This is a genomic window from Halobacteriovorax sp. XZX-3 (assembly GCF_043196495.1).
GTDB lineage: Bacteria > Bdellovibrionota > Bacteriovoracia > Bacteriovoracales > Bacteriovoracaceae > Halobacteriovorax_A.
In genome coordinates, this window is sequence record NZ_JBEBMO010000002.1 from 631,597 (window position 1) to 644,010 (window position 12,414).

Annotated in this window: 10 protein-coding genes; 6 read left to right on the forward strand and 4 right to left on the reverse strand. The window is 37.9% G+C overall.

Annotated features, from left to right (window positions below; translation table 11 throughout):
• The first annotated feature begins 12 nt into the window (after positions 1-12).
• Both ABMA70_RS13600 and ABMA70_RS13605 read left to right on the forward strand, forming a co-directional pair.
• A complete protein-coding gene (locus tag ABMA70_RS13600) occupies positions 13-1,668 on the forward strand; it encodes a Na/Pi cotransporter family protein (protein ID WP_103218235.1) in 1,656 nt (551 codons plus the stop codon).
• Between the two features lie 12 nt (positions 1,669-1,680).
• Complete coding sequence (locus ABMA70_RS13605; RefSeq protein WP_103218234.1) at positions 1,681-2,115, forward strand: OsmC family protein; 435 nt, start codon at positions 1,681-1,683, stop codon at positions 2,113-2,115.
• Position 2,116: 1 nt separating this feature from the next.
• On the opposite strand, the gene ABMA70_RS13610 is transcribed toward ABMA70_RS13605, so the two are convergent.
• Both ABMA70_RS13610 and ABMA70_RS13615 read right to left on the reverse strand, forming a co-directional pair.
• Entirely contained in the window at positions 2,117-3,298 is a 1,182-nt protein-coding gene (locus tag ABMA70_RS13610) for an FAD-dependent oxidoreductase (RefSeq protein WP_392992757.1), read from the reverse strand.
• Between the two features lie 12 nt (positions 3,299-3,310).
• The gene (locus ABMA70_RS13615) at positions 3,311-3,823 is read right to left on the reverse strand and encodes a DUF3365 domain-containing protein (RefSeq protein WP_103218232.1); all 513 of its coding nucleotides are present in this window, start codon (positions 3,821-3,823) and stop codon (positions 3,311-3,313) included.
• A gap of 107 nt (positions 3,824-3,930) precedes the next feature.
• Here ABMA70_RS13615 and yghU point away from each other — a divergent pair, with 107 nt between their 5' ends.
• A complete protein-coding gene (yghU, locus tag ABMA70_RS13620) occupies positions 3,931-4,788 on the forward strand; it encodes a glutathione-dependent disulfide-bond oxidoreductase (protein WP_103218231.1) in 858 nt (285 codons plus the stop codon).
• Here yghU and ABMA70_RS13625 read toward each other — a convergent pair.
• Positions 4,785-5,843 (reverse strand): hypothetical protein, encoded by a 1,059-nt coding sequence (locus ABMA70_RS13625; protein ID WP_103218230.1) that lies wholly within the window; start codon positions 5,841-5,843, stop codon positions 4,785-4,787. The genes yghU and ABMA70_RS13625 overlap by 4 nt on opposite strands.
• Positions 5,844-6,051: 208 nt before the next feature.
• On the opposite strand from ABMA70_RS13625, the gene ABMA70_RS13630 reads away from it, so the two are divergent.
• On the forward strand, positions 6,052-9,261 hold the full coding sequence (locus tag ABMA70_RS13630; RefSeq protein ID WP_392992753.1) for a hypothetical protein: 3,210 nt from the start codon (positions 6,052-6,054) through the stop codon (positions 9,259-9,261).
• 15 nt (positions 9,262-9,276) lie between these two features.
• On the opposite strand, the gene ABMA70_RS13635 is transcribed toward ABMA70_RS13630, so the two are convergent.
• Positions 9,277-10,056 carry a hypothetical protein gene (locus tag ABMA70_RS13635; RefSeq protein WP_392992751.1) on the reverse strand — a complete coding sequence of 260 codons (780 nt, stop codon included), beginning with the start codon at positions 10,054-10,056 and terminating at the stop codon, positions 9,277-9,279.
• Positions 10,057-10,248: 192 nt separating this feature from the next.
• On the opposite strand from ABMA70_RS13635, the gene egtB reads away from it, so the two are divergent.
• Both egtB and egtD read left to right on the forward strand, forming a co-directional pair.
• On the forward strand, positions 10,249-11,415 hold the full coding sequence (gene egtB, locus ABMA70_RS13640; RefSeq protein WP_392992749.1) for an ergothioneine biosynthesis protein EgtB: 1,167 nt from the start codon (positions 10,249-10,251) through the stop codon (positions 11,413-11,415).
• On the forward strand, positions 11,415-12,407 hold the full coding sequence (gene egtD / locus ABMA70_RS13645; protein WP_392992747.1) for an L-histidine N(alpha)-methyltransferase: 993 nt from the start codon (positions 11,415-11,417) through the stop codon (positions 12,405-12,407). Before egtB ends, egtD begins: the two co-directional genes overlap by 1 nt.
• Positions 12,408-12,414 lie beyond the last annotated feature (7 nt).

The following is a 12,414-nucleotide window of genomic DNA, read 5'->3' on the forward strand; positions in this document are numbered from 1 at the left end:
AAGTGGAGAGCAGTGGAAGTTTTTAAACTTATTTATTCTGTCCTTGGTGGGCTTGGTATTTTCTTCTATGGAATGAAGAATATGTCAGAGGCACTACAATCAGTCGCTGGCGACGTCGTTAAAAATACGATTAATAAAATTACAACAAATCGCTTCTCTGCTGTCATCGTTGGAACTCTTGTTACCATCTTTGTTCAAAGTTCATCTGTAACTACTGTTATGACTGTTGGTTTCGTTAATGCTGGTTTAATGAATTTAGGACAGGCCATTGGAGTTATTCTAGGGGCCAATATCGGGACAACAGTTACTGGTTGGATCATTTCAATAAAAGTAGGGAAGTATGGACTTCTCTTTATCGGTCTTGGAATCTTTCCTTTGCTATTTGCTAAAACTAATCGCTATCGCCAAATTGGGCGTATCCTTTTTTCAGTTGGTATGATCTTCTTTGGTTTAAGTATTATGTCCAATGCATTTAAACCACTTAGAACAATGCCTGAATTTTTAAGTATGATTTCATATTTCTCTGAACAGAATTACGGAGCATACTTTGCGTGTATTATTGTCGGCTGTATATTAACTGTCGTAATTCAATCTTCTTCTGCAATGTTGGGTATTACAATAGCCCTAGCTGGATCAGGTGTTATTCAATTTCATACGGCCGCTGCTCTGGTATTAGGGGAAAATATTGGAACAACCATTACCGCTCTTTTAGCGAGTGTTGGAGCTAATATAACCGCCAAAAGGGCAGCTCGAGCTCACGCTATATTTAATCTCTTGGGTGTACTTGTTATCTTTTTATTCTTTCCATTCTATGTTGAATTTATCGATTACTTAGTTCCAGGTGCTGCAAATGCTGTCAATGCAGATGGTGACTTTATCAATGTTGCTGTTCATATTGCTACAGGACATACTATCTTCAATGTCGCGGCCACGATTATTTTTATTCCTTTCTTAACTCAGTTAGCAAATTTTGTGACAAGGATTACTCCTGCTACCGGAGAGAAGGAGCAACACCACCTTGTCATGTTAGGTGATCCAAGCCAAATGGTAACTGCGGCTGCGCTTGCACAAGCACAGGCCGAGGTTAATAAAATGAAAGATATCGTTTCTAGACTTTATGCTTTAGCAGAAGAGATTTATATTAAACAGAATTTTGGCGAAAGGGAGAAGATTGCTCTTAAGGCCAAGGATTATGAGAGAATTACAGACAATATACAAAAAGAAGTTACCATTTTTATCGTTAAACTTATGGTTAATCCTTTAAGTGAAGATGAGTCACGCCGTTCTCAGTCGATGATTAAGGAAGTCGATGAGTTAGAGAGTATTGCTGATTATATCGAAAGGCTGATTGCTTATAGTGATCGAGGTGATATATCAAAACTTATGAGAGATGAGGCAAAGAAAGACTTTGATGACTTATTTGTTAATGTAAAGGCATTCTATGATTCAGTCTCAAATCAAATTTCTCTTGATAAGGTTGATTATAGTGTTGCTGAAAGAAAGTCTAAGGAATTAAGAGACCAGGCCGAGCAAATAAGAAAGAAGCACTTAGATCGTGTTTCAAGTGGAGAGTATGATGCACTTGGTGCACTTACTTATTCCGATATGATTGTGGCACTTCGAAAAATTAGAAGTCATACTGAAAATGCTGCTCAAGCACATGTTTAATTAGGAGTATTTATGGGTACGTATACAACGATTACTAAGGGAAACTCTGAAAGTATCGAGTTAAGCCTTACGGCAGATAAAAAACAGGCCATTACGATTACTCCGCCGCCTGAATTTAATGGTGTCGAGAGTGAGTGGAGCCCTGAAGATCTTTTTAGTGCAAGTATCTCTAGTTGCTATATTCTAACATTCAAGTCTTTTGCTTCTTTTAAAAAACTTGCTTTTAATAATATTGAAGTAAAGGCAGATGCTCATCTCGAAAAAGTGGCCAAGGGCTATGAATTTACGAAATGTGATATTCACGTTCATTTAGAAATTTGTTGTGAGTCAGATGTTGATCCTTATTTAGATCTTCTTTACAAGGCCAAGGATAATTGTCTTGTTACAAAGTCAATGAAGTGTGAGTTTACTCTACATCCTAAAATTAAAAACCTTGCAAAGAAGTAACTTACATTCTTCCTTTAAGCATTCCATGCCAGTAAACAATTGGCAAAATATGTGCTTTTAGAAAGTACATGCTCCAGCGAGGCTTTGCTTGATCAAATGGGAAAGTCTCACATGGATTTCCGTCGTAATCAAATTCTGCAAGAATTAGTTGTCCGTAGCCAGTTACAATCGGACATGAGGTATAACCATTATAGCTTGTATTGAAATTAGTTTTATTATTAATGAATTTCACAATATTTTCGACAAGAACAGGAGCCTGCTTTCTTACTGCCGCACCTGTTTTGGCCGTTGGGACATTTGTCGCATCGCCAATCGCAAAAACATTGGAATATTTCTTATGTTGAAACGTATGCTTATCAACATCAATCCAGCCCGTGCTATCAAGTAGATCACTATCCTTTAAGAAGTCTGGCGCTGACATCGGCGGAACAACATGAATAAAAGAATAATCTTTTTCTATTAGTTCATTTGTTTGGAGATCTCTAAAATAGGCCTTGTTATTTTCACCATCTAGTTTTTCTAAATTGATGTGAAAGTGTGTTTTGATATCTCTTTCTTTTATAATCTTTTCAAGTGCAGCTTTATATTTTGGAATTCCAAAAATTGCCTGGCCTGGACTTGCGAACTCAATCGTTACATTGTCTCTATTGCCATGTTTACGTACATAGTCTTCAACAAGGTACATGATCTTTTGAGGAGCACCACCACATTTTAGTGGGGAGTTTGGAAAGGTAAATAGTGCGTTGCCATTTTTAAGCTCTTGGAGAAATTTCCAAGTATAATCCACATAGTCATAGCTATAATTTGAACAAACACCTTTCTTTCCGATGGAGTCTTTTAGGCCTTCAATTTCATTCCAATTAATTTGAATTCCTGGTGCAACTACCAAGATATCGTAGTTTAGTGTTCCATGCTCAAGAGTTTCAACTTCCTTCTTATCTGGTCGGATTTGTTGACAACGATCCTTGATCCATTCAACACCATCTGGCATGACTGAAGCAGTTGTACGTCTTGTATCTTCTTTTTTTCCGATACCAGCGCCATTAAGAGTCCAATAAGGTTGGTAGTAATGATACTCAGAAGGTTCAATGACAGAAATAGTATATGAAGGGCTTAATTCATTTCTTAAGCGTGCCGCCATTGTAATACCGGCCGTTCCACCACCAACAATAATAATTTTCATAATTATTTTCTCTTATTTATTTGCTTTAAATGTTGCCCAAAAGTATCCACGAATATCACCGCTCTTATATCCAGTGGCCTTATCACTCGGATAAAGCTGAGTGATCTTTGACTGTACTTCAGGTTTTAGGTTATCTCCATGGCAGTTAAGACAAAGAGGCATTGTTTTGATTGGCATGATAATACCATTCTTATCTGAGTCGATTCTTACGACGGAATATTTCTTCTTATTTTTTCCTGACTCATAACTCATAATTGTGTCATTCATCCAACCCTTTACAGTATTGTTTGGATTTCTATTCTTAAGACTGACACGGCCGACTTCGACTCCGTCTTCATGAAACTTCTTAGTGATCGGCATGGCCTTTGTATTACAAACCGATACAGCGTTAACTGGAGAGACTTTCATTGCTGCTTGAAGCTCTTTCTTAAGTGCCATTGCTGTTTTCTGTATTGCTTGGACGGCCTGCTGCTCAGAGGCAAATAAACTTGATGTAATTAGTAGGGAAATAATTATCTTTTTCATATAAATATCCTACCATAAACTCTATTGAGTAAGTTTGATCCTCATCAAGTTTAGATTTTTTTTAACCTTCATGCTTGTTATAATCTAGAAATTACTAGGAGAAGATTATGAATCAAAAATATACACCACCAAAGGTTTGGACATTTACAGAAGGAAATGGGGGACAGTTTGCAAGTATCAATCGCCCAACTGCAGGAGCGCGCTTTGAAAAGGAACTTCCTCAAGGAGAGCATCCGTTTCAACTGTACTCTCTAGGTACACCAAATGGAGTTAAGGTTACGATTATGTTTGAGGAGCTATTAGAGCTTGGAATTAAAGAAGCCGAGTATGATGCTTACTTAATTAATATTGGAGAAGCAGACCAGTTTGGTTCTGACTTTGTTGCTATTAATCCAAACTCTAAGATTCCAGCTTTACTTGATAAGAATAATGGTCAACCAATTCGAGTATTCGAATCAGCATCAATTCTTGTTCACTTGGCAGAAAAGTTTGGACACTTCTTACCAAAGGATCCGGCCAAGAGAGCTGAGGTATTTAATTGGCTTTTTTGGCAAATGGGAAGTGCTCCTTATTTAGGGGGAGGCTTTGGTCATTTCTATGCCTATGCTCCTGAGAAATTTGAGTATCCGATTGATCGATTTGCGATGGAAACAAAAAGACAGCTAGATGTACTTGATAAGCAATTAGAAAATAATAAATACATTGCAGGAGATGAATACTCGATTGCAGATATAGCGATCTTTCCATGGTATGGGGCACTTGTTAAAGGCAAGCTCTATGATGCAGCAGAGTTCTTGTCAGTACATGAATATAAGAATGTTATTCGTTGGGCAGATGAATTGATTAAGAGGCCGGCGGTATTAAGAGGAAGGCTAGTTAATCGAGCTTGGGGAGATGAAGATCAACAAATCCTTGAGCGCCATGGCCAAAGTGACTTTGACGCTAAGGATATTACATATCGTTAGAATTTATAACCAAATCCAAGGCCCAGTCGATTTACTGATAAATCGGTTGGGCCATCCATAAAGTGCATTTTGAAAATTGCATGAGCAAAAATTTTCTTTGTGATATCGCCCATTACATAGGCCATAATCTTGCCTCCAGTAAACTCTTGTTTATCACTTGTGTTAGCGTAACCTATGTCTCGACTTGAAAGTAGTGAGTGAGAGTAGCTAAATTTTGCTAAGAAGTTTCTTCTGTATAACTTAAAGTTTTTTTGTACACCAACAGTTAAAAAGAAGATTTGGTTCTTATCAAATTTAACTTGATCGGCTTCTGTTAATCCATCAAAATTGAAAGTATTAAAACGCTCGAAATCTAGACCAGCATATGCTTCTAGTCCATAGTCTGCAAATTTATACGTACCGTATAGGTTAAAACCAATCTCTGGATCAACTGAAACATTATCAAGATACTGATTTGCAGAAGCAGTATTTAGGTGAGAGTAGTAAAGACTTGCTTGAGCACCATACTTGGCATTCACTTGATATACTGACGTAAGGCCCAGGGAAACGGAAGAGTTTTGCTTGAACTCAACAGATCCTGGTGCACTTTTCTGGTTAAATTCTCCAAGAGAAGTCATGTAAAAAACTGAAAATTTTAGTGGGCCAGAATCGTTTTGTTTTTTAGGTGTTGGTCTATCTGATTTAACGACTCCAAATAACGCCTTAATTTGCTCATCAGTTAAGTTTAGAATATTCATGAACTTATTTATATCAATGAGTTCAATCTCGACATAGAGTCTAAAGCTTTTATCTTTTAAATTATTCCAGTCTTTGATATGCCCATTTTCACGTCTTGTTTTCTTGGCCATGAAATCTTCTTCTTCATAGTTATAAGAATCAATTAGAAGTTGTTCATAGATTGTTTGAAGTTTTTCACTATTCACTGATTGATATGAAAGTCTAAGATATTGATGCTTAGAATTTCTCTTCGATTCCTCTAAGTTTATTGAATCAGCATATAAATAATTAAATGATAAAAAGAAAAGGCAGGTTAGTTTTAAAAATTTTTGTTTCATTAATTCTCACTTTTATTTACTTTAGTTAAATTATTTTAGTTGAAGATAATCCTTCATCCTATAGAGCGATTTCTGCAGTCTATAAAAAGATATCTGATGTAAAAGCTCGTTTTTTCTAAACTTTTTTTTATCCCTCATATGATTTTGTTTAAATAAGTTAAAAGTATTTACCGATAGTAAAAATATTGAGTTTAAAAAGTGGGGGAGAATGCAAAACATTCTATTATTGTCGGTTATTGTTTTATTGACCAGTTGTTTAAAAGAGTCGGAGGTTAGCTTTAATTTTGGAATTGAAGTAGCGGCACTAGAAGTTATTTTAAGTGACAGTAGTTCTGGTTCAACAACCCATTCAAATATTAATAGCATTGATATGACAAAAAGTGGTGGAGACGATCTAACTCAGTACTGTATTAGTGAAACGCAAACAACTCCTCCAGTCGATACAAGTGCAGGATCATGTGGAGGAGGAAATTGGGTCACAGGATTTCCAGCTTCATTTGCTTTATCAGGTGGTGATGGACTAAAGACTGTCTATATTTTTGGAGCAGATGATTCAAATGCAATTTCTTCTGAATCCGTGACAAAATCAATTACCCTCGATACGACTGATCCGACTGCTGTTTCCGCATTAACACTTGGAGCAGTTCCTGCCAGTTTATCAATGACTCCTACGGTGACATGGACAACGGACTCAACTGATAACTTAGTTCTTGTGGGTTATCAGGTAAGAGTCATTAAAGTTTCAGACTCTTCTGTTGAGCAGGATTGGACTTCTTTCACAAAAGGAGATTCTGTCAGTGGTTTATCTTTAGATGGAGCAGAAGATTATCGAATCGAAATTCGTGCCATAGACGAAGCTGGAAATACAAGTGTTGTGGTCTCTGATACATTTACAACTTTAAATGTCGCAGGTGGGCTTACATTAGGAGCAACAGAGTTCTCTCTGTTATATCAACCAGGAGGAGCAGGGCCTGGTGAGACTGAGTCGATTACACTAACAAACTCAGGCGGAATAACTACTGGTCTATTACAGGCGCCCCTTATTTATGGAAGTTCAGGGAATTTTCAAGTTACAAACGATACTTGTACTGGAACAACTTTAAATCCTGGTGAAACTTGTACTATTGATATGACGATTAATGCTTCTGCGGATGGATATTATTTTGCCAATATTTATATTACAGATGGAGCGATTGTTTCCTCTGAACATCGTGTGCAGGGAATGGCCACAGGCTATAGTGCTGGAAATTTATATTACTTTGGTTCTTGGGATGTTGGTGCGCCTATTGATGTTTATGATCCACAAAAATTTCAATCTCTTTATCCAAATGATCTCAACAAAGTAGTTGGAAATTTAACTTGGTCAAAAATTGTTGGTGGTTCACAACATTCATGTGGAATTACAACTCAGTCTAAGCTCTATTGTTGGGGTGAAGGTTGGTATGGTGAAATTGGTTATGGTGTTGATGAGCCAAAGTATATTCCTCATATTGTTGATGGTGAAAAGACTTGGAAAGATGTTGCTCCTGGATACCGAATCACATGTGGGATTGATGGAAGCGATGATATGTATTGCTGGGGTGATAATACTTATAATCGTTTTGCAGATGGAACGACAACAGACTCTTTTGTACCAAAGCTCATTCCCGGGGGACTAAAGTGGAAGTCAGTTTCAACTCATAGTTTTCATATCTGTGGAATTGATAGCAATGATGATCTTTATTGTTGGGGAAGAAATCACTACGGCCAAATTGGAATGGGAGATAACACGACAGTTATTACTGGACCAACACAAGTCAGCCCAGGAACAAAGTGGAAGTGGGTTGCGGCCGGAGAGTTGTCAACTTGTGCCGTAACAACAGCGGGAGTTGGCTATTGTTGGGGTTATGGAATAAATGATGTTTTAGGAAATGGTGTTACGGCCCATGCTTATTCTCCAACACCTATTAGTGGTGGACTTGTTTTTGATAAAATCGATATGTTCTGGTTTCATGCTTGCGGCCTTACGACTTCAAATGAAATTTACTGCTGGGGTAGTGACTTCGGTGGAGAAGGAACTTTAGGAGATGGCCTTGGGACAACTTCAAGTGTTCCCGTAAAAGTTGCAGGGGCCCAGACATGGGTTGATCTTACAGCAAGAGGGAGGCACTCTTGTGGGATTGATAATACTCAACAAATGTATTGTTGGGGTGAAGGTGAAGATGGAGAAATTGGAGATGGAGATATCCTTAATCGTCTGACACCTACTCAGGTAATTGGTGGGCATAGTTGGGCCTCGGCATCAGGTTCTGATTATATGAGTTGTGGTGTCACAACAAGTGGTGATGGCTACTGCTGGGGACAATACTGGAACTGGGGACAGGCCGGAACCGGAATGGGGAACGCTGGTCTTTTTATGCCTAAGAAAGTTCCTTTGGCAAAAACTTGGAAGTCTATGGCCGCTGGTTATATGCTTTTTTGTGGTATTGATGACTCCGACGATGCGTATTGTATGGGACGAGACCAATATGGTGAACTTGGAAATGGAGCTGCCGATACGGCCAACTATTCACACCCATCGACAATAGTTACAGGTGGCCATAAGTGGGCGTCTCTTAGTGCTAATTATGATTCTGTTTGTGGTGTAACAACCACTAATGTTGGTTATTGTTGGGGAAGAAATAACTACGGGCAAATAGGAAGTGGGGATACTACAGCGTCTTTTCATGATCCTAATTTAATTGTTGGTGGTCATAGCTGGAGTAAGATTTCTGTTGGATATTATCACGTTTGTGGAATACGTACCGATGGTGCAGCTTACTGCTGGGGAACGAATCGTTTCGGTGGTCTAGGAAATGGAGTGGCCACTGGGAACACGACAACCCTTACGACAACACCAACAGCAGTTAACGGTGGACTTACTTTTACTGATATTGGAACAGGTGATCACTTCGCTTGTGGCCTAGCTACTGATAGCAAAATATACTGCTGGGGTTATGATAATCGAGGGCAGTTAGGTAATGATGCAGCCTTTACAAATTCTTCTGTTCCTGTTGAAGTTGTTGGCGGTGCCGTTTGGACGAGTTTATCTGTTGGGGCATCTCACTCTTGCGCGCTTCAGGCCAGTGGAGATGGATACTGCTGGGGAAGTGGGAATAACGGAGCTCTTGGACAGGGGGATTATTCAAATCGAGCTGAGCCAGCAATCATAGCAGGACGCTCATGGAATAAACTCGTTTCTGGCATGTGGCACACTTGTGGAATCGAAAATGTAACTGGTTATATGTACTGTTTTGGTTACGGTGAAGGTGGTGAGATTGGAAACTTTCCAGATACATTCTGGGGCTCAATTGAAACACCACTACTTTATGATCGAGGAATTAAATTTTCAGAGATTTTCTTAGGAGGGTCAGCGACATTTGGAATCGCCGCCCCTTAAAGATAAAGTGATTAATTAGAATTGATAATTAAATTCGATTCTGTGGTCACCGTCAGCAATGTCTACTAGGTTACTCCAATTCGCAAAGTAGCGAAGGTTAAAGCGTGGAGTAAACTGGTAGCTTGCTGCAAATTCGTGAAGAAGAATATTATCTTTTCCACCATACGCTGATGACTCATAAAGGTCAGAACCCGCAAGGGCCGCTGCCCAGATAGGGTTATAATTAAACCAAATTTTATCAGTGATCGTAAATTTTCCGTAGAAGCCAACCACACTATTGATACCAATAACAGAGAAGCCACTATCAATTGAGTTATCGTCTTCTACTGTATTCTTTCCAAATTCAACACCAACTCCTGCTAGTGGATAGAGGTTAACAATCCAAAACTTTGGAAGTGCTTGTAGGATAGAATAGGAAGCATTTCCTGTTCTTTCTGCTAGAAATGATTCTTTAAGACTATAGTTTATATCTAATTGTGAGCCACTACCTGTTTTTATATTTGCGCTAAAATTTCTGAAGCGAAAACTATCAAGTCGATTAGATCGTTTAGATGTACCATCCCATCCAAGTTCTTCTCCAAGAAAACCCTTGAATTCGATAACATTCATCGCTGCTACATTTTGAATGCCTGTATCATAAGAAATTCCAATCTTAGCATTTAAGCCTTTATTTGTTGCGCCAAGACCTGCTTGAGTATAGACCGCTAAAGGATCAGACATATCTTGAACTTCCTTTGCTACGGCCGATGAGCATAGAAGTAGTGAACTAATTGCAAGTGATAAAATACGTTTCATATCAATTCCTTTATTTCTTTTCTAAATAACAATTATTATTGCTGAGTTCGTTACGCATGCCAAATTATTCTTTAAAAAATTTTAATATTCTTAAGTTTTTATCCAATAGTGCAGAAGGTAAAAATTTATAGTTTTAAAATTTTATGATGTTGTGGAGTAAGTATCGAAGCATTTAGCGATAAATTATTAGATATGATTGAGCGTAAGTCTTGGTGTGTCGAAAAGTATCGACTCACAAGAGATGCCACTTTAAAGACTTGTGTTGGTCTTAGGATCGAGGACTTTACAGTGCAGTCTGCTCCTGAGGTAAGTCCTCCTAAGTGGCATCTTGCTCATACAACTTGGTTTTTTGAGGAATTTATTCTCGTTAAGTATTTATCAAATTATAAAAGATTTAATGCCGAATATAGTCTCTTATTTAATTCATATTATAAGTCTGTAGGCACCCATTGGAAGCAGGAGAGCAGAGGGCTTCTTTCACGCCCTACTGTTCAAGAAATTCTGAGCTATCGAAATTACGTCGATAGAGCAATGCTGTCATTATTAGAGCTGACGGAAAGTATTGATGAAGTCGAATCGTTATTAGAGGTTGGACTTAATCATGAACAACAGCATCAAGAGCTTCTGCTAATGGATATAAAGCATATCTTAAGTTTGGGGCCAATTGATTCAGTCTACTCCCAAAAGCGACTTGAGAACTTTTCCGCAGGCTCATTAAAATGGCGACACTTTAAAGAAGGACTCTATACTTTCGGTCAAGATGAAAGTGAGTTTTCATACGATAATGAAGGTCCAGATCATAAAAGGTATCTAACTTCTTTTGCGATTCGTGAAAGTTATATTTCAAATGGAGAGTACTTAGAATTTATTAATTCAGGTGGCTATCAAAACTTTCAATACTGGCTTAGTGACGGATGGGATTGGATAAATGAGCAAAGAATAATTGCGCCTCTTTATTGGCGACTTATTGATGGACAGTGGTATGAGTTTTCCTTACACGGCTTAGTGCCATTAGATATGTATGCACCTGTTTCTCATATTAGTTTGTATGAAGCTCAGGCATTTGCAAAATGGGCAGGTCATCGTCTACCAACTGAATTTGAGTTAGAGTTGGCCCTTGGGGATAAGAAATTACCTCTTTGGTGTTGGAGCTCATCTCATTACTCACCATATCCAGCCTATGAGTCCTATAAAGGGGAGCTAGGTGAGTACAATAGTAAATTTATGTGTAATCAATTTGTTCTTCGTGGAGGATGTTTTGCAACTCCTGAAGAGCATTATCGTAAAACTTATCGTAATTTCTATCGCGCTCATCAGAGATGGATGTTTGCGGGAATTAGGATTGCAAAGGATATATAATGGAAGTGTCTATACTGAGAGAAGTAAGTGAGAATCAAGAATCAGAATTCTTAGAAGAGTTTGCTATTGATGTTTTAACAGGCTTATCTAAGGCTGAAAAAAAGCTATCAACTAAATACTTCTATGATGATCGAGGAAGTGACCTTTTTCAAAAGATTACTCAACATGGTGATTATTATTTAACTAGAACAGAATTTGAAATTTTACTTCAATCAGGTTCTAAACTAGCTAGTTTAATAAGTGATGAAGAAATCGACATTATTGAATTAGGAGCAGGTGACGGCCACAAGAGTGAGTTGGTTATCGATGCCTTTTTAAAAGTAGATAAGAAAGTAAATTATTTTCCAATCGACATCTCAGCACAAGCCTTAAAGCAAATGCAGGCCCATATAACTCATAAGTCTAATTTATCTGTACATGGTATTGTTGCAGATTATTTACAGGGGTTAAAATTTTTGAAGCAGAAGTCAAAGCGACGTAAGCTTGTCTTATTTCTCGGTTCTAATATTGGAAACTTTGATAGGGCCCAGAGTGAAAACTTTCTTAGACAACTTTGGAAGCACCTCGATAATGCTGACTATTTATTAATTGGTTTTGATCTAAAGAAAGATGTTGAAAAGCTACATGCTGCTTATAATGACTCAAGTGGATATACTCGCGACTTTAATTTAAATCTATTAGACAGAATTAATCGTGAGCTAGGTGGAAATTTCAATAAAGAGAAATTTCAGCATATCGGAGTTTTTAATCCGAAGTTAGGAGCAATGGAGAGTTACTTACTTCCAAAAGAGAAGCAGGAAGTTTATATCGAAGAGTTAGAGCACCTCTTTGAATTCGAAGCCTATGAGCCACTACATCTCGAATACTCATTTAAGTACTCGAAAGAAGATATAGAAAGAACGTGTCAGCACACGGGCTTCAAATTAAAAGAACACTTTATTGATAAAGAAGAGTTATTTATCGATTCTCTTTGGCAAGTTGTAAAAAGATAGTCTTATA